The 24,751-nt window shown below is 61.9% G+C and carries 24 protein-coding genes; 14 read left to right on the top strand and 10 right to left on the bottom strand.

Annotated features, from left to right (window positions below; translation table 11 throughout):
- Window positions 1-6: 6 nt before the first annotated feature.
- The 5 genes from H7C86_RS20625 to H7C86_RS20645 all read right to left on the bottom strand — a co-directional run bounded on the left by H7C86_RS20625 (window position 7) and on the right by H7C86_RS20645 (window position 3,790).
- Window positions 7-312: a hypothetical protein gene (locus H7C86_RS20625; protein ID WP_182262155.1), complete on the bottom strand. Its 306-nt coding sequence runs from the start codon at window positions 310-312 to the stop codon at window positions 7-9.
- 47 nt (window positions 313-359) lie between these two features.
- Complete coding sequence (locus H7C86_RS20630; protein ID WP_021334222.1) at window positions 360-1,457, bottom strand: hypothetical protein; 1,098 nt, start codon at window positions 1,455-1,457, stop codon at window positions 360-362.
- The gene (locus H7C86_RS20635; RefSeq protein ID WP_259349257.1) at window positions 1,454-2,710 is read right to left on the bottom strand and encodes a sensor histidine kinase; all 1,257 of its coding nucleotides are present in this window, start codon (window positions 2,708-2,710) and stop codon (window positions 1,454-1,456) included. The genes H7C86_RS20630 and H7C86_RS20635 overlap by 4 nt, the downstream gene beginning before the upstream one ends.
- Window positions 2,653-2,919: a response regulator transcription factor gene (locus H7C86_RS20640; protein WP_019746582.1), complete on the bottom strand. Its 267-nt coding sequence runs from the start codon at window positions 2,917-2,919 to the stop codon at window positions 2,653-2,655. Before H7C86_RS20640 ends, H7C86_RS20635 begins: the two co-directional genes overlap by 58 nt.
- Before the next feature lie 166 nt (window positions 2,920-3,085).
- Complete coding sequence (locus tag H7C86_RS20645; protein ID WP_182262156.1) at window positions 3,086-3,790, bottom strand: LuxR C-terminal-related transcriptional regulator; 705 nt, start codon at window positions 3,788-3,790, stop codon at window positions 3,086-3,088.
- 183 nt (window positions 3,791-3,973) lie between these two features.
- Between H7C86_RS20645 and H7C86_RS20650 the strand changes: the two genes are divergently transcribed.
- The 8 genes from H7C86_RS20650 (at window position 3,974) to H7C86_RS20685 (ending at window position 12,600) form a co-directional block, all read left to right on the top strand.
- The gene (locus H7C86_RS20650) at window positions 3,974-4,498 is read left to right on the top strand and encodes a TetR/AcrR family transcriptional regulator (RefSeq protein ID WP_020968240.1); all 525 of its coding nucleotides are present in this window, start codon (window positions 3,974-3,976) and stop codon (window positions 4,496-4,498) included.
- The gene (locus H7C86_RS20655; protein WP_020905936.1) at window positions 4,495-5,979 is read left to right on the top strand and encodes an NAD(P)/FAD-dependent oxidoreductase; all 1,485 of its coding nucleotides are present in this window, start codon (window positions 4,495-4,497) and stop codon (window positions 5,977-5,979) included. The genes H7C86_RS20650 and H7C86_RS20655 overlap by 4 nt, the downstream gene beginning before the upstream one ends.
- Window positions 5,976-7,691, top strand: a complete 1,716-nt coding sequence (locus H7C86_RS20660) for a GMC oxidoreductase (protein ID WP_070385879.1) — start codon at window positions 5,976-5,978, stop codon at window positions 7,689-7,691. Before H7C86_RS20655 ends, H7C86_RS20660 begins: the two co-directional genes overlap by 4 nt.
- Window positions 7,675-8,322 (top strand): hypothetical protein, encoded by a 648-nt coding sequence (locus tag H7C86_RS20665; protein ID WP_021334227.1) that lies wholly within the window; start codon window positions 7,675-7,677, stop codon window positions 8,320-8,322. The genes H7C86_RS20660 and H7C86_RS20665 overlap by 17 nt, the downstream gene beginning before the upstream one ends.
- Before the next feature lie 288 nt (window positions 8,323-8,610).
- Complete coding sequence (locus H7C86_RS20670; RefSeq protein ID WP_019746588.1) at window positions 8,611-9,165, top strand: Fur family transcriptional regulator; 555 nt, start codon at window positions 8,611-8,613, stop codon at window positions 9,163-9,165.
- Between the two features lie 31 nt (window positions 9,166-9,196).
- Window positions 9,197-10,648, top strand: a complete 1,452-nt coding sequence (locus H7C86_RS20675) for a catalase (RefSeq protein ID WP_019746589.1) — start codon at window positions 9,197-9,199, stop codon at window positions 10,646-10,648.
- 269 nt (window positions 10,649-10,917) lie between these two features.
- Window positions 10,918-11,604 carry an HAD family hydrolase gene (locus tag H7C86_RS20680; protein WP_030535692.1) on the top strand — a complete coding sequence of 229 codons (687 nt, stop codon included), beginning with the start codon at window positions 10,918-10,920 and terminating at the stop codon, window positions 11,602-11,604.
- Between the two features lie 6 nt (window positions 11,605-11,610).
- On the top strand, window positions 11,611-12,600 hold the full coding sequence (locus H7C86_RS20685; RefSeq protein ID WP_020723628.1) for an LLM class F420-dependent oxidoreductase: 990 nt from the start codon (window positions 11,611-11,613) through the stop codon (window positions 12,598-12,600).
- On the opposite strand, the gene H7C86_RS20690 is transcribed toward H7C86_RS20685, so the two are convergent.
- The gene (locus H7C86_RS20690) at window positions 12,497-13,876 is read right to left on the bottom strand and encodes a sensor histidine kinase KdpD (RefSeq protein WP_030535690.1); all 1,380 of its coding nucleotides are present in this window, start codon (window positions 13,874-13,876) and stop codon (window positions 12,497-12,499) included. The two genes, H7C86_RS20685 and H7C86_RS20690, sit on opposite strands and share 104 nt — an antisense overlap.
- Window positions 13,873-14,577, bottom strand: a complete 705-nt coding sequence (locus H7C86_RS20695; protein WP_182262157.1) for a response regulator transcription factor — start codon at window positions 14,575-14,577, stop codon at window positions 13,873-13,875. Before H7C86_RS20695 ends, H7C86_RS20690 begins: the two co-directional genes overlap by 4 nt.
- A gap of 167 nt (window positions 14,578-14,744) precedes the next feature.
- On the opposite strand from H7C86_RS20695, the gene H7C86_RS20700 reads away from it, so the two are divergent.
- From H7C86_RS20700 to H7C86_RS20710, 3 genes are all read left to right on the top strand, one after another.
- Entirely contained in the window at window positions 14,745-15,209 is a 465-nt protein-coding gene (locus H7C86_RS20700; RefSeq protein ID WP_029254320.1) for a hypothetical protein, read from the top strand.
- A gap of 220 nt (window positions 15,210-15,429) precedes the next feature.
- Window positions 15,430-16,233, top strand: coding sequence for a metal-dependent hydrolase (locus H7C86_RS20705; RefSeq protein ID WP_007732353.1), 804 nt, complete (start codon window positions 15,430-15,432; stop codon window positions 16,231-16,233).
- Between the two features lie 96 nt (window positions 16,234-16,329).
- A complete protein-coding gene (locus H7C86_RS20710; protein ID WP_182262158.1) occupies window positions 16,330-18,096 on the top strand; it encodes a cholesterol oxidase substrate-binding domain-containing protein in 1,767 nt (588 codons plus the stop codon).
- Between the two features lie 5 nt (window positions 18,097-18,101).
- On the opposite strand, the gene H7C86_RS20715 is transcribed toward H7C86_RS20710, so the two are convergent.
- Window positions 18,102-18,770: a DUF6891 domain-containing protein gene (locus tag H7C86_RS20715; protein WP_182262159.1), complete on the bottom strand. Its 669-nt coding sequence runs from the start codon at window positions 18,768-18,770 to the stop codon at window positions 18,102-18,104.
- 92 nt (window positions 18,771-18,862) lie between these two features.
- Window positions 18,863-20,476: a DHA2 family efflux MFS transporter permease subunit gene (locus H7C86_RS20720; RefSeq protein ID WP_029254323.1), complete on the bottom strand. Its 1,614-nt coding sequence runs from the start codon at window positions 20,474-20,476 to the stop codon at window positions 18,863-18,865.
- A 119-nt stretch (window positions 20,477-20,595) separates the two neighbouring features.
- Here H7C86_RS20720 and H7C86_RS20725 point away from each other — a divergent pair, with 119 nt between their 5' ends.
- A complete protein-coding gene (locus H7C86_RS20725) occupies window positions 20,596-21,072 on the top strand; it encodes a MarR family winged helix-turn-helix transcriptional regulator (RefSeq protein WP_020905958.1) in 477 nt (158 codons plus the stop codon).
- Between the two features lie 56 nt (window positions 21,073-21,128).
- Here the strand turns inward: H7C86_RS20725 and H7C86_RS20730 are convergent, their stop codons facing one another.
- Window positions 21,129-22,160, bottom strand: a complete 1,032-nt coding sequence (locus H7C86_RS20730) for an ABC transporter substrate-binding protein (RefSeq protein ID WP_182262160.1) — start codon at window positions 22,158-22,160, stop codon at window positions 21,129-21,131.
- Between the two features lie 189 nt (window positions 22,161-22,349).
- On the opposite strand from H7C86_RS20730, the gene H7C86_RS20735 reads away from it, so the two are divergent.
- Together H7C86_RS20735 and H7C86_RS20740 are read left to right on the top strand one after the other, a co-directional pair.
- On the top strand, window positions 22,350-23,906 hold the full coding sequence (locus tag H7C86_RS20735; RefSeq protein WP_030535686.1) for an acyl-CoA synthetase: 1,557 nt from the start codon (window positions 22,350-22,352) through the stop codon (window positions 23,904-23,906).
- Window positions 23,907-23,953: 47 nt separating this feature from the next.
- Window positions 23,954-24,724: a hypothetical protein gene (locus H7C86_RS20740; RefSeq protein ID WP_182262161.1), complete on the top strand. Its 771-nt coding sequence runs from the start codon at window positions 23,954-23,956 to the stop codon at window positions 24,722-24,724.
- The last annotated feature ends 27 nt before the right edge of the window (window positions 24,725-24,751 follow it).

Genomic DNA, 24,751 nt, shown 5'->3' on the forward strand with positions numbered 1-24,751 from the left:
GGACCTTTACTCTTCTCGGTTGGGTGATGCCAGCTGCAGTTTGACCAGCTGCTCGTGTGCCGCCGGCGGCCAACCGATGCGCTGTTTCTCCAGATACCATGCACCGGCGGCACATGCGATCGCGAGGACGATCCAGATCGCTACGCTTCCGATCTGAGAGCCCAGGTCGCTCGATGAGGATACTTCGCCCGTGCTGTAGTCGTATTCCGTTGTCGTGGTGATTCCCTCGACTGCGAAGGTCCACAGAATCGGAAGGGCACACAGTGTGGCAAGGGCGCGTGCAACATGTGCTGGACGCAGTTCGAAGATCATTCATTTCTCCTGGTGATCGACGCGGTGAATCTCACTCTCCTCGAAAGCTATTCGGGATAGACGGCGCTGTCTGTAGTCGGATCGACGGACATGGACGAGGCGCCGAGTTCCCTCTGATCTCCCTGCCGTAACAGCTGCATTCCGTTGTGATCGAACTCGATTCGTCGAACGTCTTCAGTGTCGACCAGCATCGTGGCCATTGCGGTGCGCCGAGGTGGAAGGATCCGAATGGTCACTTTGCCTCGCGTGATCGCGGTGAGTTCCCGGACGATGCTCGCGTGGATTCGGTCGCGCACGGCGGGGTCAGCACCATCCATTCCGTGGTCGTCGAGCAGGACTACCTCGACGCCGCGGTTTCGAGTGGCATGCACAGCATCGATGACATCTGTCTGTTGTAAGCCAGGCGCCCTCAGCGAATCTCGGAGTTGCGCCTCGAGGAGTTCGCATTCTTGCCGCTCGGCGGTTGTCAGCGGAATCCCGGAAGCGACCCGTTCGAGGAGTGGGCGCGCAAGTAGATCGAGCCTGTCGAGTTGCGCGTCGCGTTCCTCGAGAATCGCAGCGCTAGCGGATGCGGAGGCAATTCGTTGGGTGGACTGCTCCCGAAGTTCGTAGATAACCCTGGCTTGAGGACGGATGGTGTACGCGAAGAAGGTCGACATCAGAACAGGGCCCGCGTTGATGACCGTCAACGACACTCCGTACATGGCCCCCTGGCCGGTAGTGGAGGACCAGATGGCGGTCACCAACACCATGAGCCCAAGCCCGAGCCACGCGAGTGCTGTACGCCCACGAACGCACATGAAGGTGAAAACGGCCGTAGACATCCCGAACATCCACAATTGAGTCATGTCGTTGACGGGCACTGGAACCACTGACAACACAAGGCCACTCGTGACGGCGCCAGTCAGAGACACCAGAACGCTCTGCCCCAGCGGCATCGGGTCGCCTCGGCTCAGAACGAGTGTGAAAGCCGCAGTTGAGCACACGATAATTGCCAAGACCATCGGCCAGACTGCGCGGACGTCGGAGGAGGTGTACGCGACCGAGATCACGCAGGTGAGCGCGAAGCATGCAGCCATGAATCGAGCAGCACGGCTGTGCATACCGAGGAGATCGCGGACATCTCGTCCGTCCGGTCTGGTCATGCCATCACCGCTGCGGGCAAGCTCAGGGTCAGAGTCACCGAAGTGCCGCGGCCGGGTGACGATCGAATGGTTGCCGATCCGCCGTCGAGTTGGCGCATTCTGCCGCGGATGCTGACAGTGATTCCGAGGCGATGCGTCTCGACGGAGCTCGGATCGAAGCCGACGCCGTCGTCCGCGACGACTACTTCGAGGTGGGTGGCGGTTGCCGTGACCGTGACCGAACGCCGTGCACTGCTTCCGGCGTGCTTGACGCTGTTGCGCAGCGCCTCGGCCATCGCACCGGCCATCGCACGAATCGAGTCGGGCGCGTATCCGCTCGGATCGGACCCGACTGACAGGGCGGTCTCGAACGTGATGTTTTCGTCCACTTCCGAAGCGGCTGAACGCAACTGAGCGAGGATTCCGTCGAAGTCGAAACTCGTCTCGTGATCGGTTCCGGAGCGGAGTTCGTCAAGCCTCTCGACAGTCCTTCGTGCCTGAGCGATGACCGAGGGATCGGCATCGTTTCTCGAAGCAGCGAGCAGGGTGGACATCACGGTGTCGTGGATGAGTGCGTCGAATCTCTCGCGTTCGACGGACTTGGCCTCGGCCGCGGCGGCGCCTGCCGCAGCGGCATGAGTGGTGGCGATAGTTGCATCCAGCACTCGACCGGTACGCAAGGCCATGACGGCCGCTGCGACGAATACCGCGCAAAATGTCCAGGCGAAGGCGAGGTCGGGAACAAGTAGGTGCGTCGTGGGACTCGTCCGGATTATGTGATTGGTCAACTGTGCGAGTGTTGCCGCCACGAAAAGGTGCACGACGGCAGCGGCCGGTCGCCAAGCCGCAGCTGCCGCAAGGCTGGCGACGCCGGGGAAATTGGAAATCCACAAGGTGAAATCCGTGACGTGCTCACCATTCCAGGCCGGCCACCACAGGAGGATGACCACGACGTAGAGGAGCGCATTTGCACTCGCGGCTCGTTTCACCCACCGGGTGTCTGCGTGAAACGTCGATGCTCCCAATACCAGTCCACTACCGAAAGTTGCGACCACTGCCAGCGGGGTCCACCAAGACGCGGACATCGCAGTGGCTTCGGCAATGGCAGGGGCGAGCAATATCAGATAGCAGACATAGCCTGCGCCGATGAAACGGCCGAAGAGCCTGAGAATTTCGTCAGAAGCAGTGGCTGTTTTGTCGAAAGCAACTTTGTCGATCAGAGTTCGTCGATCGTCACTATCTGATCTTGTATCGCTCGCACGAGTAGTTCGCATTTCGTCGGTGCGTTCCTTCCAACGTCGGCATACTTCTCGCGAATCCGGGACAGGTGGGTTCCCACCGTTCCCACGCTTATGTAGAGGTTTTGAGCGACGCGTGACTTCGAATCACTCAGTAGCCATTCCCTGAGAACCTCGACTTCGCGCTCCGAAAGGTGCGGTCCGACAGGCTCTTGTGTCATGCAGTTTTCCACAGTGACGGTCATGAGTTTCGTCTTTCTTTCGTCTAGCGGAATGACAGACTCCCCGACAGTGCCGTCTTCTTACCAGGTGAATGTAAGTCGAAGTTGGCCATTTTTCCCAGACATCAATTCCTCTGCCCATATTTCCAGGGGCAGCCTTAGCGAAATCAATCGTTACCGAACTTTTTCATTACTGAAGGTCATTGTTAGTCAAGGTCAGATTTCTACCGAGATTCCTGCGTTCCGGAATCGGTAACACCCCGTCCTCGACCGCGCGTTTGTACAGATCTGTCTTTGTGGGGGCCGGCCGTCCGGCAGCCGCATATTTCTGCCTGATGCGTTGGAGGTAATCGTTGACCGTCTGCGGCGCCAAACCGGTGAGTCGCGCAACGCGATCTGCCTTCTCTCCGGATGCGTAAAGTTCGAGGACCTCGAGTTGTCGAGGGCTCAGACCCACCTCGTCGAGACCTGGATCCCCGTCGATGGCGGCGGCCCACTCCGTCGTCACCACCTGGCTTCCCGACGCGGCGGCGCGAATTGCATCAATCACGACGGCAGTCGGTTCGGACTTGCGCACAACGCCCAGTACGCCGGCACGGGCGGCCGAGCGAACGAGGAACGGGTTTTCCGCCCCGGTGAAGATCAATGTCTCGAGCCCCGCGGCCCGCAGTTCCTCGACGTTGCTCTTGGGCGATGAGCCGTCGGCCAGTCGGAGGTCGAGAATTGCCAGATCCAAGCTGACGTGCTGAGCGAGCATCTCGGACACAGTGGTCGCGATGCACACCAACTCGATATCCGGCTCGTCCTTCAGCATCACGGACAAGCCGATAGCCACCGACTCGTGGTCTTCCACCAGTCCGACACGGCGGTGTGGAAATGCAGTTTGCTCTGGCATAGCGATTGTTTCCCTCCGCTCGATGCGAGGACGTTATCAGGCAGAGCTGACTGATCGGTATGTTACGTATCAAGATTTGAAGTCAGCCTGGACTGTTTTACGTTTCGGCTCTACAGTTGTCTTGTGACCGAGACCACTTCCGATGCGAAAGTAAGCCGTACGCAGGCCGAACGAACTGCCGCGATGCGTGGGCGCCTGCTCGACGCCGCCGTCGAATCGCTTGTCGAACTGGGCTACGCCCGGACCAGCACCCAGGAGATCGCCCGTCGCGCAGGCGTCTCGCGAGGTACGCAACTGCATCATTTTCCGACCAAGGAATCGCTGGTCGTTGCCGCCGTCGAGTATCTGGTCGACAAGCGACTGGAAGAAATCCTCACCGCTGAAGTGGATCGCGGCCGAGGTCTCGAGGTCCTGGCGGACGCGTTCTCCGGGCCGCTGTTCTACGCTGCGCTCGAATTGTGGGTCGCGGCGCGAACCGATCCTGTTCTGCATGCGGCGACGGTGCCCCTCGAACGCAAGGTCAGTGAGGCACTCGAGTTCGGTAGCGCCGAGTTGTTCGGCGATCGATTCGATTCCGAGTCGGTCGAACTCACCATCGAACTCGTCCGCGGTCTTGCAGTCTCAGCCCTTTTCCGTACACCCGAAGCCGACGACGCGCTCAGAGCGCGACTGTTGCCGGCCTGGCAATCCCGAGTGGAGAAGAAGTGAAGCTTCCCGAACATGTCGAAACGCTGATCGTCGGTGCCGGATTCGCCGGTATGGGCTTGGCAGCCAGAATGCTTCGCGACAATCGCGCGGCGGACGTCGTGTTGATCGAGCGCGGAGCTGACATCGGCGGCACTTGGCGCGACAACACCTACCCAGGGTGCGCCTGTGACGTGCCGACGGCGCTGTACTCGTATTCTTTTGCGCCGAGCGCCGATTGGAGTCATACCTTCGCTCGTCAGCCCGAGATCTACGACTATCTGAAGAAGGTGGCGGCAGACACCGGCATCGTGGATCGCGTAGTCCTGAACTGCGAACTCGAAGCTGCTGTGTGGGACGAGGATGCGGCGCTGTGGCGTGTTCGGACATCCCGAGGGGCATTGACGGCCAAGACGCTGGTCGCTGCGACCGGGGCGTTGTCGACTCCAAAGATTCCCGACTTTCCCGGTCTCGACCAATTCTCCGGTACCACTTTCCATTCGGCGACGTGGAACCACGAACACGACCTGCGTGGTGAGCGCGTAGCAGTGATCGGAACGGGAGCGTCGGCAGTCCAGTTCGTTCCCGAAATTGCCGACCCTGCTGCCCATGTCACCGTGTTCCAGAGAACTCCGGCCTGGGTGATTCCGCGAATGGATCGCACCCTGCCTGCGGCGCAGAAGGCCGTCTATTCGCGGATTCCCGCTACGCAGAAAGTTGTTCGCGGAGCGGTTTACGGTTTTCGCGAGTTGCTCGGTGCCGCGATGTCACATGCGACGTGGGTCCTGCCGGCCTTCGAGGCGGCCGCGCGCCTCCATCTGCGCAGACAGGTGAAAGATCCGGAGTTGCGCCGGAAACTGACTCCCGATTTCACGATCGGTTGCAAGCGCATGCTTCTGTCCAACGACTGGTTGCGCACCCTCGACCGCGCGGACGTGAGCCTGGTCGACAGCGGGCTCGTCTCGGTCACCGAGGGCGGGGTGGTCGACGGGCACGGAGTCGAGCACAAGGTCGACACCATCATCTTCGCCACGGGGTTCACGCCGACGGAACCGCCTGTGGCGCATCTGATCACCGGAAAACGTGGCGAAACGCTGGCCGCGCATTGGAACGGTAGCCCCAATGCCTACAAGGGCACTGCGGTCAGCGGGTTCCCGAATCTGTTCCTCATGTACGGTCCGAACACCAACCTCGGACACAGTTCGATCGTGTACATGCTCGAGTCCCAGGCCGAGTACGTCAACGACGCGTTGAACACCATGAAACGTGAGCGACTGGACGCTCTTGATGTCAACGAGTCGGTACAGGTGCACTACAACAAGGGAATTCAGCACGAGTTGCAGCACACGGTGTGGAACAAGGGCGGATGCTCGAGTTGGTACATCGATCCGGAGGGGCGCAACTCGGTGCAGTGGCCGACGTTCACATTCAAATTCCGTTCGCTGCTGGAGCATTTCGATCGTGAGAACTACTCCGCTCGCAAGATCGAAAGCGTCCAGGCATGACCACGACGCACTACGACGTGGTGGTAATCGGATCGGGATTCGGTGGCAGTGTCGCCGCTCTTCGCCTGACGGAGAAGGGCTACCGTGTCGGGGTGCTCGAAGCCGGTCGACGGTTTGCCGACGACGAGTTGCCCGAAACCAGTTGGCGGATGCGAAAGTACCTGTGGGCGCCGTGGATCGGATGTTATGGGGTTCAGCGTATCCACCTTCTTCCGGACGTACTCGTGATGGCGGGAGCCGGCGTCGGGGGCGGATCGTTGAACTACGCCAACACGTTGTATCAGCCACCCAAGCGGTTCTTCGAAGACCGTCAGTGGGCGCACATCACGGACTGGCACGACGAACTGGCGCCGTACTACGACCAGGCCAAACGGATGTTGGGTGTTCGCACCAATCCGTCCTTCACTCCGGCCGATGCGGTGATGAAAGACGTAGCCGAAGAGATGGGCGTGGGGGAGACCTTCACGTCCACCCCCGTCGGTGTTTTCTTCGGGGAGGCAGGAGTTTCCGTGCCGGACCCGTTCTTCGGCGGAAAAGGGCCCGAACGCACCGGTTGCACCGAATGCGGGGGATGCATGACCGGGTGCCGAGTCGGGGCGAAGAACACGCTGGTCAAGAACTACCTCCATCTCGCCGAGCAAGCGGGCGCCAGGGTTCATCCGCTCACGACCGTCACCGAACTTCGGCCGAGCGCAAGCGGTGGTTATCACCTGCTCGCGAGGCGAACGGACGGCGTCCGCCGGCGAGAAGTTCGGTTCACCGCCGATCAGGTGGTGGTAGCCGCCGGAACGTACGGAACGGCGAGACTGCTGCTCGGTATGAAGGAATCCGGTGCCCTGCCTGACCTGTCGGACACTCTGGGCACCGTTGTACGTACCAATTCCGAAGCCGTACTGGCCGCAACGTCGAAGTCGCGTCGACGGAACTTCACGCAGGGCGTAGCGATCACATCGTCCTTTCACCCGGATGATCACACGCACATCGAGCCGGTGCGATACGGCAAGGGCAGCAATGCAATAGGACTTCTGCAGACCGTCCTGAGTGACGGCGGTGGGCGAACTCCCCGGGTGCTGAAGACTCTGGCGGTCGCGGCACGGCACCCAGGTGCGTTCTTCCGGTCCTTGTCGGTACGGAACTGGTCCGAGCGAACCGTCATCGCGCTGGTGATGCAGACCGACGACAACTCCCTCGAGCTTTCCAAGAACACCAAACGATTCGGGCGTTCCCTCACCAGTAGGCCGGGACCGGGTGATCCGCCTCCCCAGTGGATTCCGCAGGGCCATACAGCTATTCGCAAGGTCGCCGAGAAGATCGACGGCGACCCGGGCGGTTCCATCGCCGAGATCGTGAATATCCCGATGACGGCGCACTTTCTGGGTGGCTGCGCAATCGGTGACAGCGCGGCGAGTGGCGTCGTGGATCCGTATCTCCGTGCTTACGGACATGCCGGCCTGCACGTCATGGACGGTTCGGTGGTGAGCGCGAATCTCGGCGTGAATCCTTCCCTGACCATCACTGCGCAGGCGGAACGAGCGTGCGCGATGTGGCCGAACAAAGGTGCCGCAGACGCCCGCCCGAAGACCGGCGAACCATACGTACGTATCGATCCGACGTTGCCGTCCAACCCGGTGGTGCCGACGCATGCACCAGGTGCTTTGCGGCTTCCCCTGACCGTTCGAGCTGAGAAGGTGTCCGATGTGGAGCGTGCCTGAATCGACAAGTGACCGCGTCGACTGGCCGGTGAGCGATCCGCCGCCGTGGCCTGCTTCAGTTCGCGCAACACTGTGGTGGCACCGCAGTACGCCGGCGGCGCGGGAACTCGGGCCCGACGATCGAACGATTCCGGTGACGGTGGCCATGATGGTGGACTACCTCGATTCGCCGGTCGGCCCGTATCGCGAGATCCTCGCCAGTCCGGTCTTGCATGCGCCAGGGAAACGGATCGGGCCGATGCCGCGGATGGCGGTCCCTTTCATCGCGGTGGATTCGGAACCGTCGGTGCACGGCGGACGGTTCCACTGGCAACTACCCAAGGTCCTGGCCGAGTTCGACGGAGACGTGCAGCAGAAATTCACTGCAACCGGCGACGGATGGCGGGTGCGTTCGGACACGCGGATGCTCGGGCCGCGTCTGCCGATTGCCGGGGCGTTGGGATTTGCGCAGCCGGAATCCGGTGGAGGTCTGGCGATCGCGTCGGCCAGACTGACGGGGTCGTTCCGATATGCGCGCGTGAGCGTCGAGGCAGAGGGGCCGACACTGCCGAACTGGTTGGCATCGGGCACTCATCATGGCGCCGTGATTCTGGGCGGAAAAATGACTACGGGAGCAGCCAAGCACAGGTAGCAGGGGGTTGACCTGCGAAAGAACGAGCAAGGCCGCCCAGTCGGTGATTGGGCGGCCTTGCTCGTGTTGTGTAAAAAGTTAGGTGTCGACGTCCCACAGGCGCCTCTCGGCGGGTGGTCGCTCGCAGCGACAAAAGGGGTGGGGCCCGGGGCTTGTTCGGACGCCGACAGGGTGTTCAACGGTGGTCTCCCCGGATTTGTTCCCGTCCCGGGTATATGACGCCGGTCTCGATTCAACTTAGGCAATCCTTTTCTTGACTAATTCCAGAAAAGCGGCATACTGGGAAACATGCGAGACGGAGAGCATGACTTCGACCCCCGAGCGCAACTTCGCGCCGTCGGGTTGAGGATCACTGCTCCGCGCCTCGCCGTGCTGGATGCGGTTACAGCCCAACCGCATTCAGACGCCGATTCTGTTGCAGCACTCGTGCGGCAGCAGCTCGGATCGGTATCCACACAGGCCGTTTACGACGTGCTCAAGGCATGCGTGAACGCAGGATTGCTGCGACGCATCGAGCCGGCGGGTTCACCCGCACGGTTCGAGACGAGAACTGGTGACAACCACCATCACCTCGTCTGTCGCGGCTGCGGCAAGGTCGTCGACGTCGATTGTGTTGTCGGCCAAGCTCCCTGCCTCGAACCTTCCGATAATCACGGCTTCGAAATCGACGAAGCCGAGGTCGTGTTCTGGGGCCGTTGCGAAGATTGCCTGAAGAATTCTGCCGAATCCGACACCGCGTCGGACACGGTCTCGCAGAATCGAATTGATGCGTCCAGAACCTCCGAGCCAGCCCCTTCGCATGCAGCCCATGCGTTCGGCTCGGATGCAGCCCCGCTCCTCTGACGCCCAGCCCACAACGCTAGGAGGCTTCGCCATGACCAAGCCCACCACCAACAATTTCGGTATCGCGGTCGCAAGTGATGACGAATCGCTGACCGCGGGTATTCAGGGGCCGGTGCTCCTTCACGACCACTACCTGATCGAGAAGCTCGCGCAGTTCAACCGCGAGCGTGTCCCGGAGCGCATCGTCCACGCCAAGGGCGGCGGCGCTTTCGGTGAACTCGTCATCACACACGACGTCAGCAAGTACACGAAGGCCGCGTTCCTGCAGCCGGGTAAGAAGACCGAGTCGCTCGTCCGCTTCTCCACCGTCGCCGGTGAGCAGGGCAGCCCGGACACCTGGCGCGATCCGCGCGGTTTCGCGATGAAGTTCTACACCGAAGAGGGAAACTACGACCTCGTCGGCAACAACACCCCGGTGTTCTTCATCAAGGACGCCATCAAGTTCCCCGACTTCATCCGTTCGCAGAAGCGACTGCCAGGCTCCGGTCTTCGTGACCACGACATGCAGTGGGACTTCTGGACTCTGCGTCCCGAAACGGCTCACCAGGTGACCTGGTTGATGGGTGACCGCGGTATCCCGAAGACCTGGCGCAACATGGACGGCTTCGGATCGCACACCTACCAGTGGGTCAACGCTGCGGGTGAACGCTTCTGGGTGAAGTACCACTTCAAGACCGATCAGGGCATCGAGTTCCTGACACAGGCAGAAGCAGACAGCCTCGCCGGTAGCGATCCCGACTACCACCGCGCGGATCTGTACAACGCCATCGAGGCCGGTAATTTCCCGAGCTGGACCCTCAAGGTTCAGATCATGCCGGTCGACGAGGCCGAAGGCTACCGCTTCAACCCGTTCGACCTCACCAAGGTCTGGTCCCAGAAGGACTACCCGCTGATCGAGGTCGGTAAGTGGACGCTGAACCGTAACCCGGAGAACTTCTTCGCGCAGATCGAGCAGGCATCCTTCGAGCCGTCGAACGTGGTGCCCGGCATCGGATTCAGCCCGGACAAGATGCTTCTGGGCCGCGTCTTCTCCTACGCCGACGCACATCGTTACCGCATCGGCACCAACTACGCCGACCTGCCGGTCAACGCCCCGAAGAACGAGGTGAACTCCTACTCCAAGGAGGGCGCCATGCGGTACAGCTTCAATTCCCCGTCGACGCCGGTGTACGCACCCAACTCGTACGGCGGACCTCACGCCGATCCGTCTGTTGCCGGTGACGAAGGCCTGTGGTCGTTCGACGGCAAGGCAGTGCGCGCCGGATACATCGAGCACGCCGAGGACGGCGACTTCACGCAGGCCGGAACGCTGGTCCGTGAAGTTCTCGACGACGCAGCTCGTGAGCGCCTGGTGAGCAACATCGTCGGCCACGCCCTTGCCGGCGTCAGCGAAGAAGTTCTACTGCGTGTCTTCGAGTACTGGAAGAACGTCGACGCAGATTTGGGTAAGCGCGTCGAAGAAGGTGTACGCGCAGGTCAGTGACCCGCTGACATGAGCATCGCCTAGGTTTACCGAATGCGGACCGCTGCAAGGGAAATCACTTCCCGGCAGCGGTCCGTTTTTGTCTGCCCAACTACAGCAGTGCGAACCAGTAGACGAAGCATGCGAGAAGGAACACAACCACTGACTCCATGACGACACCCCTGTTCGACGTGCACTTCTGCTGTCCGCACTCTCCATGATCCGCTTCTCGAGCGGAGAATGCTCGGGGCACAAGTTTCGCGAACCGAGGTGTTGGGCAGTCAATTCCCATGGCAACAGGTGCAGTTCTCTTCGACATCGACGGAACGCTCGTCGATTCCAACTATCTGCATGTAGAAGCGTGGTCGCGAGCCTTCTTCGAGGTGGGTCGCCCGGTTGACGCGTGGCGGGTGCACCGCTGCATCGGCATGGACGGAGACCAACTACTGGAGACGTTGCTCGGCGAAGACATCGACGGGTGCGGGCCTCGGGCCAAGGAACTTCACACCAAGTACTACCGGCAGTCGGCTGACCGTCTCCGAGTACTGCCGGGAGCGCGAGAGTTGATCCGCCGAGTTCACTCGCTCGGACTGCACGTCGTGCTCGCTACCTCGGCGCCCGACGACGAACTGGAGTTGTTGCGCCAGACGCTCGACATCGACGAAATGATCTACGCCGCGACCTCTTCGGAATCCGTCGACGAGGCCAAGCCTGATCCGGACCTGATCGAAATCGCGCTCGCGAAGGCAGGTGTCGACGCGGGCGATGCGGTCATGGTCGGAGACGCCGTCTGGGACATGAAGGCGGCGACATCGGCAGGCGTTGTCGCTGTGGGAGTGCGCAGCGGCGGCATGTCGACCGACGAACTCGACGGCGCGGGTGCGGCGGAGGTGTACGACGACGCCCGCGACCTTCTCGACCACCTCGACGGCAGTGTGATTTCCGAACTCGTTTCAGGCCAAGATACCGGGAGTTGATCAGTGATGGCACGATTCGGCTATACCTTGATGACCGAACAGGCCGGCCCGAAAGAACTGGTCCGCCATGCAGTTCGGGCCGAAGAAGTCGGCTTCGACTTCGAAGTGATGAGTGATCATTACTCGCCGTGGCTGACCGAGCAGGGGCATGCGCCTTACGCATGGTCGGTGCTGGGAGCAGTTGCCCATGCCACCGAGCGAGTCGGGTTGATGACGTATGTGACTTGTCCGACCGTCAGGTACCACCCTGCCGTGGTCGCGCAGAAAGCCGCGACGATCCAGATCCTCGCGGACGGGCGCTTCACACTGGGATTGGGAAGTGGCGAGAGCCTGAACGAGCATGTGGTCGGTGAGGGGTGGCCGTCCGTCGACACCCGGCACGACATGCTGCAGGAAGCAGTGAGCATTATTCGTGCACTGCTTGCCGGAGATCTGGTGAGCTGGAAGGGGGAGTACTTCGACGTTCAGTCCGCGCGGATCTGGGATCTCCCGGAGAACCCGGTTCCCCTGGCGCTGGCCATGTCCGGCGACAAGTCCGTCGAGCGTTTCGGTCCGATGGCCGATGACCTGATTGCCGTGCAACCGGATTCGGATCTGGTGCACCAGTGGAAGCATGTTCACGGCCGGGCGTACGGGTTGGCGCCAGCAGGCCGGACCATCGGTCAGATTCCGATCTCGTGGGATCCTGATCGCGACACGGCGATCGCTCGCGCTCATCAGCAGTTCCGGTGGTTCGGTGGAGGGTGGTCTGTGAACTCCGAACTACCCACACCGGCGAGTTTCGCAGGTGCGACTCAGTTCGTGCGCAAAGAGGATGTGGCGGAAAGTATTCCGTGTGGTCCTGATCTCGATGTCATCGTGGAGGCAGTCAAGGCGTACACCGATGCCGGGTTCACCGATGTGGCGCTGGTACAGATCGGTGGAGATACCCAAGACCGATTCTTCGACGAGGCAGCCAAGCCACTGCTCGAGGCTCTGCACGTCGAATTGGGTTGATCGAGAAAATCAATCGAGTTCCGCCGAGGGGGCTCGCGTCGAGTCGCGCGCTACCGCCGTGCAGTCGCGCCTGCTGCGCGACGAGGGCCAACCCCAAACCGCTTCCGGCGTCGCCGGTGCCGGTACCACGAACAAATCGTTCGAACATCGCTTCGCGTTCCGACGGCGCGATCACGGTGCCGTTGTCGTCGACGTATACCGTCGCCGAACCGGTGGCAGCCCCTGATCGGACGGTGATCTCGACTTCGTCGGCATTGCCGTGCCGAACGGAGTTGGTGACGGCGTTGGTCAACACCAGACGGATGCCCGCGGGAAAGGCCTGAACCGAGAGTTCTTCCGGTGCTTTCAAACGAACGTCGACCTGAGGGTGCAGACGGCCTGCGTCAGCGACGGCACGATCGGCAACCTCCACGAGATCGACGTCGGCACAATCCTCCGGATCGGCCACTTCACCCAGGGCGAGCGTCTCGAGATCGGTCAGGGTGCGCTCGATCTGGCGCTGCGCCTCCAACAACTCGCTGGACAGTTCGCGGCGTTGGCTTTCCGTGAGATCCAGTGTTGCGAGAACTTCGAGATCGGTACGCATCGATGTGAGAGGTGTGCGTAGTTCGTGGGCGGAGACGCGAGCGAAATCGCGCGCCGACTCCAACGCCTCTTCGGTGCGGCTTCTATCGGTTTCGATGCGACTGAGCATGCTGTGGATTGCCTCCGACAGTTCTTCGGCTTCGCGCGTTCCACGAACCGACGGTGCCCGGCGCGAGAGTCCTTCGACGTCGAGGTTGTTGCCGATCGAACTGGTGGTCTCGGTCAATTGCTGTAGAGGCCGGACGGCTCGGCCTGTGAGGAACCAGCCGAGCCCGGCCGCGGCAAGGATGGCGACCACTGCCGCAGCAGCCACTTGGAACTGCTGCTCACGGATTGCCTGGGTCAGTGGGTCTTCAGGGATGCTGACGGCCAGTGCGGCGCCGCTGTCGCCGGGCACGAGAACGTCCCGACTGCGAACATCGGTGGTAGCCAAGGCACTCACGGTTGTGGCATTGAATCCAGGGCTGACCACGAATGGTTCTGTGGTTGCAGTTGGTGTTTCGATGAATAGCGGGCTCGGCGCACTCGCTGCGACGCCCAGGGTGACGGAATCGAGAGTGCGTTCGAGTTGTTCGGATCCGTTGACGCGCAAGAAGACCGCGAACGCAATTCCGATCGCGGCAATCACGATTCCGGCGGCCAGGCCCGAGGCGATGGCTACCCGGGTCTGAAGTGACAGCGGCCGCTTCATCGTTCGGCCCTCAGGACGAAGCCCACTCCGCGCACCGTGTGGATCACGCGGGGCGCCCCGTCGACTTCGAGTTTCTTGCGTAGGTAGGTGACGAAGACGTCGACGACATTGGTGTCGGCCGCGAAGTCGTAACCCCAGACGAGTCGCAGGAGTTGTGCGCGACTGAGTACGACACCGGCATGCTCGGCGAGTACCGACAACAGGTCGAATTCTCTTTTGGTGAGTTCGATTCGCCTACCGCCGATGTGCGCTCGATGGCCACGGAGATCGACCGTCAGCAGTCCCACCGTGATCGGATGGTCGACCGACGGAGTGGCTCGCGTCGTGCGTCGTAGCAATGCGCGCAGTCTGGCGACGAGCTCGGCCAATTCGAAGGGCTTGGTGAGGTAGTCGTCGGCGCCCGCCTCCAGCCCCGCGATGCGGTCACCCACGGAACTTCGGGCGCTGAGTACGCAGATCGGCACTTCGTTGCCGATTGCGCGCAGGGCGGTTACCACCCCGACGCCGTCGAGGCCGGGCATGTTGACGTCGAGAACGAGTGCGGCCGGGCATTGCTTGTTCACCGATGACAAGGCCGATCGTCCGTCGACGGCAGTTGCCGTGTCGAAGCCCGACAATCGGAGTCCACGTTCGAGCGAATTCAGAACCTTCGCGTCGTCGTCAACGATCAGGATGCGCTCGCGTGTACTCACTCCAGCCATGGTGCCACCGGATTGCGACCTGGGGCCTCGCTCGGAGCGAGGGCCGCCGCATTCTCATCAACTCCTAAGAAACCGACAACAGATCTGCAGTGTTGGCTTCATAACCTCGGGTTTCTCGGATGCGACCGCGCCGAGAATTCGAGAACGTTCGATCAAGGAGAACAACGATGACGCGATTGAAAGTGAACGGCAAGCGGGCCAGCCGGACCGGTGTGGTGGTGGCGTCGGTGGCGGTCCTCGGTATGGCCGTGGCGCCGGGAATCGCCTGGGCTTCCAACCCGATTTCCGAAGGGTCGCCGGTGGCGGTGCGATCGATCGCGACCGCTCCGTCAGAGGCGGGTGTGGCACCGGAAGTAGCGTGTGGTGCCGCGACGCCGATTTCCGACGAGGAACTGCAGAAGCTCATCGACGAGGGCAAGGTTGTGCGCGCCGAGGAGGCGGGTACAGCCGCAATCACGATCGAAGTCCCTGGCGACGCCGCGACATTCATTGCGCGTGAAGGGGTGCCGGCGTTGCCGACCGTCGAATGGGCTCCGGCGATCGAGGGTGTTCCGGCAGAGGTGCTCAACATGGCAGGCGTCGCTCCGCTGGAGGAAGGCGTTGCCCTGTCATGCGCGGTTGCTGCGGGCTGACGAGCGAAAAAAGCTCCGCATGAACCGCTTTGACCTGGAACGGTACGGCCGTACTCAACCGGGTCCGGAGGTTGGTCAACCCTGTCGGTAGCACTTGCTACGTTCGGGGCGGTCTCGGCGAGCATGCCGGGGCCGTCGCCGACGGCGTCATGTGTGTGGTGTCTTGCAGAGGGTCCGGTACGGCCTGATGCGGGGCGCGTTTCGAAAGGTGTTGTGTTTCATGGTCATGGGCCCCACCCACGCGATGTCCGGTGCTGCTGTGGGGTTGGTGGTTGCAGAGTTGTTGCCTCTCGATTGGGGAGGGCCCACATCCACCGCTGAAACCTTGACCTTTGCCGGTGTGTGCGCGGGAGCCGCCTTGCTTCCCGACCTCGATACCGGTCAGTCGACGGTTTCCCGATCATTCGGTCCGCTCAGCAAAGCGCTGGCCAAAGGTATCGACGCAATTTCGGTGACCTTCTACCGCATCACCAAAGGCAAGAAGGACGGCAAGCGTCGTGGTGGGCATCGGACGCTCACGCACACCGCACTGTTTGCCGCCGGTCTTGGTGCCGGGGTCTCGGCGCTGGTTGTTCAGTTCGGGAAGCCCGCCATCATCATCACGCTGTTCTTCTGCCTCGGGTTGGCGATCCGAGGATTGGCGGGTGAATTGGCCAAGGAGAAGGGTTGGCTCGCGGTCTCCGCCGTTGCGTTGGTGCTCTCGGCCCTCACTTGGCAGTGGTATCCGAGTGAGGCCGGATCCACCGGGCTAGGTGTTGCAGTGGCACTGGGCTGCGCCACACACTGTCTCGGCGATGCGATCACCAAGGAAGGGGTGCCGTTTCTCGCGCCCCTGATTCCGCTCGGCGGCAAGCGGTGGTGGGAACAACGGCTGCCGTCATTTCTGTCCATCCGCGCAGGTGGGAACCTCGAGAAGATTCTAATCGGGCCGGCGCTGACGGTCCTGACTGCCTGGTTGATCATCAGTGCCTTCGACGGCGCCCCGGAAGCGATCTACGCCGTCTTCGCTCCGATGGTGCAGTGAGCATCTAAATCTTTTATTACGGAACCACTGGCATCGTAATCATATTTGTTCTACGTTCGTCCCTGACATGAACCGAGTCGGCTGACGGAGTGAGCAGTGGTGCATCAAGCAGAGCGCAAGGCGGAGCACAGCTCGAGAGAAGACGGTGTGAGCCGGCGCGGATTTCTCGCAGCGAGTGTCGGCGCAGCTGCTCTCGCGGGTATTTCCTGGGCACCGGCGGGAGCTGTTCCCTGGGGCTCGGCATCGACCATCGCGCCACCGCCCGGATTTCCGTCGGACATTCCGTTGTCGCAGCAGGCATACGCGAACTGGTCGCGAGAAATCATGCTCGAGAGTGTGTGGACGGCGACGGCGCGTCACAGCGACGACGTCGTCACCCTCGCCAACTGGGCGTTCGACAACGGGTACACAGTGCGTGCGAAGGGAACGATGCACGGGTGGAGTCCGTTGACGGTGGTGCCCGGCGCGCCTTCGGATCGAGTTCTGCTGGTCGATACGATGGCGAACTTGAATTCGGTTGTGGTGCAGCACGGCACGCCCGCAACCGTCACGGCGGGCGCCGGCGCCAGTATCGAAGCGATTCTGACAGCGCTCGAGCGCGAGGGGCTCGGCTGGGCCAACGCTCCGGCGATCGGTGAGCTGTCCATCGCCGGCGCGCTGGCGATCGGCGCTCACGGGGCAACCTATCCGGCGGTGGGGGAGACGATCACCCCTGGTCAATCGTATGGTTCGCTGAGCAATCTGATCACCGAGATCACGGTGGTGGCGTGGGACGAAGGCCGCAATCGATACGGGCTTAAGACTTTTCACCGATCAGATGACGAGATCACGGCTTTCCTGACTCACCTGGGCCGAACCTTCGTCACCCCCGTGACACTGCAAGCCGGGGAGAATTATCGGCTGCGGTGCCAGAGTTTCACCGACATTCCGTGGCAAGAACTCTTTGCTGCTCCCGGTTCGCCAGGGCGTACCTACGAGAGTTTTGTCGAGAAATCCGGACGGGTGGAGGCGATCTGGTTCCCGTTCACGCAAACACCGTGGCTCAAGGTCTGGACGCCGACCCCGGTCAAACCACCGGAGTCCCGAGAGGTGAGCGGGCCGTACAACTACTTCTTCTCCGACGCGATTCCCGAAGAAGTCACCACCCCGTTGGGGATGGTGGCGCAGGGCCTTCAAGCTGCGACACCGCTGTTCGGCGCCTCTCAGTTCGGAGCTGTAGCAGCAGGATTGGCGCTGACCGACACCGACGATCTGTGGGGCTGGTCAAAAGATGTTCTGTTCTACCTGCGGCACACGACGTTGCGCGTAGTAGCGGGCGGCGGCGCGGTGATCACCAAGCGGTCCAACATCGGCCGAGTCGTCCACGAGATGACGAGTTGGTTGAACGAGCGAATGACGCACTACGCGTCGCTGGGGCAGTATCCCGTCAACATGCCGTTCGAAGTGCGTCTATGTGGTGTCGATGACAGTGGCGAAGTCCTTGTCGACAGCGCCGGCGTGCCGGATCTGTCAGCGGTGCGGCCCCGGGCAGATCGTCAGGACTGGGATACGGCGATCTGGATGAACGTGGTCTCGATTCCCGGCACCGCGGGATTGCCCGCGTTCCTTCGCGAGATGGAACGGTGGATGGTCGCGAACTACTCCGGCGATTACGCGACTTTCCGTCCGGAGTGGTCCAAGGGATGGGCATTCACCGATCAAGCTGCGTACCAGGACGACGAATTCCTCACCAGCACAGTGCCTGCCACCTTCCGTGCCGGTGGCGACGGGAACTGGGACTTCGCTCTCGCCACTCTGGACGAACACGACCCGCACCGCGTCTTCAGCAATACGTTCATCGACCGCGTATTGCCACCCAGCTGAATCTCTTACTGCGGTAGTGGTTTGCGCCAGCGCACGTCGGAGATGCGGATGCGCTGATTGTTGTCACCGTTCCAGTCGACGCTCAGTCCCTGGGCTCGGAGTGCGTCGGCTACCTGGCGCCCAACGGTCTGATCGGTGTGCGCGATCATCTGTGCCTTGGCGGTTTCGTTGCCGCCGAACGCGGCGGAGACCAGCGCGGGATCGAGATCGTGGGCTGGACGAAAAGCACTGTAGGACAGGTAAAGATCGGACGGCTCGTCGCCGAGACGCTCCGCATCTTGCATGTGGAAGAACGTGTACGCCCACTGAGCAAAGGGATACCCGTTCTCGTCCGGTTCGGACGGCGTGCGTTCGTCGTCGATTTCGGTAGTGCCGCACTGCATGCAGCAGGTGAAGTTCATGCGGGCCACGATGCCGTTGCGCTCGAGTTCTGCGAAGGCGGCGGATACGCGCTCGAAGTCGCCGGGACCCGTCCACTGGGTCTGCTCCCCGAGCCTTCGGTCCCAGACCTCACGCGCTACTGCGTCGATCTGTCTGCCGAGTTCATCGTTCTCGAAACCGCCCTCGACACAGTCTCGGGCGGCTTCGCAGATTTCATCGAACGTCGCGAACCCGGGGACTACCAATTCGCGTGCTTGCTCACGGACGGCCACGATGTCGGCCGCGCTGAGCACCGTTGCAGGCTGACGTGACCGTGCTGACCGTGACGGTGCTGACCGTGACCAGGGCAATCGCATACCGGCACCGTACTGCACCGATCCGGCCGTCAGGCGTCGGCTGCTGCCTTTGTTTCCTCCTCGGTCGACGGGGCAGGCTTGTTCGGGATGAGCGCGGTGGCGATCAGGCCGACCACGACAAATCCGGCCGCAAGGTATCCGCCGAGTGTGATCCCGTGAGTCATTGCAGACTGTGCAGCGTCGGCGACGAAAGCGGTGCTCGGTGACCCGGCCAGCGAGTCGATGGCGGCGCCCGCGCTGTCGGTGACAGCACGCGTCAACTGATCAGCCTGAGCTTGGTCGACACCGGACTCGGTGAGGTCGTTGTTCAGCGTGGAATTGAGAGTGCTGAAGAAGACCGTGGTGAGGACAGCGATGCCCAGTGCGGATCCGAGTTGGCGGAACGCACTCTGAATGCCGGAGCCTTGACCGGCGCTCTGCTCGGGAATCTCCTCGAGCACGACGTTGGTCACCTGCGCAGTCGCAAAACCGACACCGATGCCGTAGAAGAAGAGCACTGCGGCGATAGTCCACCAGGGGCTGTCTGTTGCAGCGATGAATCCGAGACCGGCGAGACCGAGCGCTTCGAGGGCCAAACCGATACGGACCAAGCCCAACGGCGAGACCTTCGACGCCATTCCGAAGCTCGCACCACTGGCGACAAAGCTGCCGATGGCAATGGGAACCAGCGCGAGCCCTGCCTGGAGTGCGCTGTACCCGAGCGTGAACTGAAGCCAGAGGGGAAGCACCGCAACGATTCCGAACTCGCCGAGCCCGATGATCAGCGTCGCGATGTTGCCGTTGCGGAACGACGAGATGGAGAACAGCCGTACGTCCATCAGCGCCCGCGACGGATCGTCGCTGCGGGTGAGCATGGTTTGACGGTAGGCGAACGCACCGAGCGACAGAACGGCGAGAACCAACGCCACCAGAACCGGCGACGGTCCGCTGGACCACGACAGGCCGAACAGATCGAAGGGTTCCTTCGTCGTCAGCCACCCGTACGTACGTCCCTCGACGAGGCCGAAGGCGAGCAGGCCAAGGCCGGCGATGGACAGTGCCGCTCCGGTGGCGTCGATGCGTCCAGCGGTGCGGGGTGAGGGCGCGATGAACAGCACCGCGCCGATCAGAATGAGCGCAGCAAGCGGAATATTGATGCCGAATGCCCAACGCCATGAGGCATGTTCGGCAAGCCAGCCGCCGAGTAGTGGGCCGAGGGCGGAGGCAGCACCGATGGTGGAACCCCAGACTGCGAAGGCCTGGCCGCGGGCTTTGCCTGTGAACATCGCGTTCAGAAGCGACAGTGAGGTGGGCAGGATCATGGCCGCGCCGGCGCCCTGCAGGAATCGCGCCAGGATGAGCAGGCCGCCGTTCGGTGCCAGTCCGGCCAGTAGGCTCGTTGCGCCGAACACGACGACACCGGCGATGAAGATACGACGGGCGCCGACCAGGTCCGCAACTCTGCCGACCAATAGCAGGAGCGCCGCGAACACGATTGCGTAGGACTCTTGGATCCATTGAGCCTGAACGGAGTTGATCCCGAGATCTTCGATGATCGAGGGAACTATGACGTTGACGATAGTGGTGTCGACGACGATCAGTGCCACGCCGAGTGCGATGGCGATCAGGCCCAACCACTTGCGAGTGGTGGGTGAGATGTTCACGAATAAACCTCCATTGTGAAGTAACTTCACAGTGAAGGTATATTTGAGGCGGTAAGTTGTCAACGTGCGCGCTGGGCTCGACCGGCCGCCGTCTGGCACAGGAAAGGTGGGATCACGGGGTGGAAGCACCGCGCGACATCTCCGTGGAGCGGGAGCGGCTGATGGACGAATTCCGCGCGTACGGTGGGACGTTCACCGAATTCAGTCATCGATTTGCGTCGTGGCTCGGCCTGCATTCCACCGACGCGACTGCCTTGATGGAAATCACAGCTGCCGAGGAGAAGGGGGCGCCGCTCTCGCCCGCCCGCCTCGGAGAGCGGATCTCGCTGACGTCGGGCGCAACCACCGCGTTGCTCAACCGCCTGGAGAAGGCGGGACATATCGTCCGGACCCGTGAGAATGCAGACCGTCGCGTGGTCACGCTGCACAGCAGTGCGCATGTGCAGGACCTCGCGGACGAGTTCTTCGGTCCACTTGCCGTGCGACTCGACGCCATGATGGAGAAATACCCGCCCGAACTGCTCAGTCGATTCGAGGAATTTCTCGTCGACCTGCACTCGACGATGAACGAACACCTCGAGCAGGACAACCGCTGAACAAAAAAGCCGCCCGACTCCGGAGAGTCGGGCGGCGTTTTCTGTGTCGGTGACGGCTACTTGCCGAGCTTGGCCTGCAGGTCGTCGAGAACCAGGCCTGCGCCTGTCGGGCCGAGGCCCAGGAACCAGGTCTCGTCACTCACCTCGGTGGCGCGGCCTTCCTTGACTGCGTCCATGCTTGCCCACAGCGGACCGGCGACAACGGTGGTCTGACCGGTGTCGGCGGGATTTCCGTAGCTGGAGTAGAAGATTCGGTCACCCTCTGCCTCGGTGATCGTTTCCGGGCTGACCTCGACGGCCAACTCGTTGATGTCCTGGATCGCCGGGCGTGGCAGGCCGACGTCCTTCAAGATGACGCCGATGAACGACAGGTTGCCGTACAGGCGTAGCCGACTGGACATGAAGCGAACCAGTGAGATGGTGGGGGAGCCGTCGATCGACTCGCGGACCTGATCCGCGTGCGTCTGGTAGTCGTTGAGAACCTGCTCGGCCTTGGTCTCCTCGCCGAGTGCGTCACCGGCAAGGAGGAAGTTCTCCTTCCACGGGAAGCCGGGGCGGATGCTGAAGACCGTCGGCGCGATTGCCGCGAGCTGCGGGTAAAGCTTGTCCTGGCGCAACTTGCTGCCGAGGATCAGATCTGGCTGCAGTGCGGTGATCGCCTCGAGGTTGAGGTTGTTGGTCGTGCCGACATCGGGGACGCCGACCAATTTGTCAGCCAGGTACGACGGCTGACCGGCGGCACTTTCCGGGCTGGCGATGCCGACCGGGGTGATCCCGAGCGAGAGGACCTCGTCGAGTTCGCCACTGTCGAGGACGACGACGCGGGTCGGCTTGGCCTCGAGGGTGGTCTCGCCCAGAGCATGGGTGATGGTGCGTGGGAACTCGCCGGGCGCAGCATCGCTGCCGAGCTTCGCGGTTTCCGTGTCGGCGGTGCTGAACAGCTTGCCGCCGGTTGCGACATCGGTGTTGCCGTTTGCGTTGCCGCCGGCGTCGGAAGAACCGCAGGCCGTAGCGGCAAAAACAGTCGCCAGGGCAAGCATGGCGACCCGGACCGACGTGCGGCTCCGGAGAGTGGTGCGTGAATGCATTAGGCTACCCTACCTTCCGGCTATCGGGCTTGGTCAGAGAGGTATCCGCACCGTTGATGCCAGGTGAGCAGCGCGTCAGGTCTCGCTCAGCGGGACCGCTACGCAATTCGGACTACAGGGTGCGACCAACGTGTTAGCTTCGCGAAAGACCTGTACTGGTAAGCGAAGACGCGTGTAGTGAGGATTTCGATGACCCTGAACATTGCCGATCTGTTCGAGGCCGTTGCCGATGCGATCCCCGATCGGGTTCCCTTGATTCTGGAAGACGCGCGGTTGAACTACGCCGAACTCGAACTGCGATCGAACCGACTCGCACATCATCTGCAGTCCGTCGGCGTCGAGCCGGGGCAGCACGTCGGTATTCACATGCGTAACTGCGTCGAGTACGTCGAAGCGCTCCTGGCTTGCTTGAAGATCAGAGCAGTGCCGATCAACGTCAACTTCCGCTATACCGATGCAGAACTCCTGTACATCTACACCAACTCTCAAATGGTGGCATTACTCGTCGAAGAGGAATTCGCGCCGACGGCATTGGCCGTGGTTCCGCAGTGTCCGGAGATCTCCCACGTGCTGATCGTCGGCGACGACTATGAGAACGCCCTTGCCGCGCAGACTGATACTCGCGACTTCGGCCCGCGGAGCAACGACGACCATTTCATCATCTACACCGGCGGCACGACCGGAATGCCCAAGGGCGTGGTGTGGCGGCACGAGGACTTCTTCTTCGCCGCGCTGTCCGGAGCGAACCTCAGCGGGCCGCCGCGTCGGAGTCTCGAAGAGGTTGTGGATGCGGCGGTGGCGAACATCAATCCGACTGTGCTGCTACTCATCCCGCCGCTCATGCATGGAGCCGCGATCTATTCACTGCTCACGGCTTTCCTCATGGGAGCGCCCCGAGTGTTGACCCGCAGCTTCGATCCGATGGAAGTGCTGCGACTGGTCGAGGCCGAGAAGATCACCGGAATCACCGTCGTCGGCGATGCGATTGCTCGGCCGATCGCCGACGCCATCGCTGCAAGCGAAGGGCGCTACGACCTTTCGACTCTCAAACTGATCGGGTCGGGTGGCGCATTGTTCTCCCCGAACCTGAAGGCAGAACTGACAACCCGATTACCGGGACTGGTGATCAAGGATGCCTTCGGTGCTTCGGAATCCGGCAACGACGGCGTCGTCGAATTCGGTGAGGACGGTTCAAAGCGAATTCGATCCAACCCCAACATGATTCTTGTCGACGACGAATTTCGTCGCATCGAACCAGGCTCGGGCACAACCGGTTTCATCGCCAGGGCCGGCCATGTCCCCGTGGCCTACTTCGACGACCCCGCCAAGACTGCTGCAACTTTTCCTGTCGTCGACGGGGTGCGTCTGGCGGTACTCGGGGACATGGGCACGATGGAAGCCGACGGAACCATCGTGCTGCTCGGGCGCGGTTCGATGTGCATCAACTCCGGCGGCGAGAAGGTCTACCCCGAAGAAGTGGAGCAGGCGCTCAAAACTCACCCGGCAGTTTTCGACGCTTTGGTAGCGGGCGCGCCCGACGCACGATTCGGTGAGAAGGTTGCCGCTGTCGTGCAGGTTCGACCGGGGTTCGAAGATGTTGCGACGGAATCATTGTCGGAGCACTGCCGCACCCACGTGGCTGGGTACAAGATCCCCCGGTCGATCGTGCTGGTACCCAGCATCCTCCGCTCGCCCAGTGGGAAGGCCGACTACCGTTGGGCTCGCGAAACCGTAGCGGGAGTGTGAGCATGTAGTGTCCCGGAACCTGTAATGGGTACGAGTGGGGAGTGTGTGTGACTGGGAATGATGCAGGTGCTGGTCATGTTTTTGTCGTCCGTGGACGTCTCGAATCAGTGGACTGGGATGCGGCGGTCGTGTCGACGAGCGGCAACTTCGTGCCTCGTGAGCATTGGTGGCCGGCGCTCGGCCTCACGAGTCCAGTGGAACGTGCACCGGCAGGTGGCAACAGGGTGCGCTCATTTCCGAAGGATGGGCGGCCAGCATGGCTGTTGAATGTTGCTTCTCGCATATCGGTGTCCTGGCTGGTGGACGGCGTTTACGAGGTTCTCGACGCGATCGCATCTGCCGATATTCGACCTGGAGGTCGTCGAGTCAAACCGCTCGTTGCTTTGCCGACCTTCGGGGTCGGCTCAGGTGGGCAGGGGATGGTTCGTGGCCATGTCATCAAGGCGTTGATCGAGACTGCGGTGGAATGTGCTGACAAATACGACTTCGACATCGCATTTGTAGTTGCCAATGCTGCCGATTACGCCGCGTATCAATCGATTCGGCGGGGGCATTTGTTGAGTGCAGGCATCCCTCCACAGGTCCAGCAATTGGCAGATAGGTTGCAAACTGGTGAAGCCTCCTTGTTATTGGGTGCGGGAGTTAGCATTCCCGCCGGATTGCCGTCATGGGACAGCCTGCTCGAGGCAATTCGTCAGAAGGAGCTGCCGGGTGTGAGCAGCGCGGAATTTGCTGAGCTCAATGTCCTCGACCGTGCGCAACTGCTGTCGAAGGAGTTGCAAACGGAGGACGAAGTTGAGTCCCGGATAGTGGTGTAGCGCGGTCGCCGAGATCGTCCCGATGCT

This window comes from Rhodococcus sp. UFZ-B548, from assembly GCF_903819475.1.
Lineage (GTDB): Bacteria > Actinomycetota > Actinomycetes > Mycobacteriales > Mycobacteriaceae > Rhodococcus_F > Rhodococcus_F erythropolis.

Coding starts and splice junctions, on each gene's coding strand:
- H7C86_RS20650 (WP_020968240.1), top strand. CDS start 3,974: ATGCGTGGGCGCCTGCTCGACGCCGCCGTCGAATCGCTTGTCGAACTG.
- H7C86_RS20680 (WP_030535692.1), top strand. CDS start 10,918: ATGGCAACAGGTGCAGTTCTCTTCGACATCGACGGAACGCTCGTCGAT.
- H7C86_RS20690 (WP_030535690.1), bottom strand. CDS start 13,876: ATGAAGCGGCCGCTGTCACTTCAGACCCGGGTAGCCATCGCCTCGGGC.
- H7C86_RS20685 (WP_020723628.1), top strand. CDS start 11,611: ATGGCACGATTCGGCTATACCTTGATGACCGAACAGGCCGGCCCGAAA.
- H7C86_RS20675 (WP_019746589.1), top strand. CDS start 9,197: ATGACCAAGCCCACCACCAACAATTTCGGTATCGCGGTCGCAAGTGAT.
- H7C86_RS20705 (WP_007732353.1), top strand. CDS start 15,430: ATGGTCATGGGCCCCACCCACGCGATGTCCGGTGCTGCTGTGGGGTTG.
- H7C86_RS20640 (WP_019746582.1), bottom strand. CDS start 2,919: ATGACCGTCACTGTGGAAAACTGCATGACACAAGAGCCTGTCGGACCG.
- H7C86_RS20670 (WP_019746588.1), top strand. CDS start 8,611: ATGCGAGACGGAGAGCATGACTTCGACCCCCGAGCGCAACTTCGCGCC.
- H7C86_RS20665 (WP_021334227.1), top strand. CDS start 7,675: ATGTGGAGCGTGCCTGAATCGACAAGTGACCGCGTCGACTGGCCGGTG.
- H7C86_RS20645 (WP_182262156.1), bottom strand. CDS start 3,790: ATGCCAGAGCAAACTGCATTTCCACACCGCCGTGTCGGACTGGTGGAA.
- H7C86_RS20735 (WP_030535686.1), top strand. CDS start 22,350: ATGACCCTGAACATTGCCGATCTGTTCGAGGCCGTTGCCGATGCGATC.
- H7C86_RS20630 (WP_021334222.1), bottom strand. CDS start 1,457: ATGACCAGACCGGACGGACGAGATGTCCGCGATCTCCTCGGTATGCAC.
- H7C86_RS20635 (WP_259349257.1), bottom strand. CDS start 2,710: ATGCGAACTACTCGTGCGAGCGATACAAGATCAGATAGTGACGATCGA.
- H7C86_RS20625 (WP_182262155.1), bottom strand. CDS start 312: ATGATCTTCGAACTGCGTCCAGCACATGTTGCACGCGCCCTTGCCACA.
- H7C86_RS20730 (WP_182262160.1), bottom strand. CDS start 22,160: ATGCATTCACGCACCACTCTCCGGAGCCGCACGTCGGTCCGGGTCGCC.
- H7C86_RS20660 (WP_070385879.1), top strand. CDS start 5,976: ATGACCACGACGCACTACGACGTGGTGGTAATCGGATCGGGATTCGGT.
- H7C86_RS20695 (WP_182262157.1), bottom strand. CDS start 14,577: ATGGCTGGAGTGAGTACACGCGAGCGCATCCTGATCGTTGACGACGAC.
- H7C86_RS20700 (WP_029254320.1), top strand. CDS start 14,745: ATGACGCGATTGAAAGTGAACGGCAAGCGGGCCAGCCGGACCGGTGTG.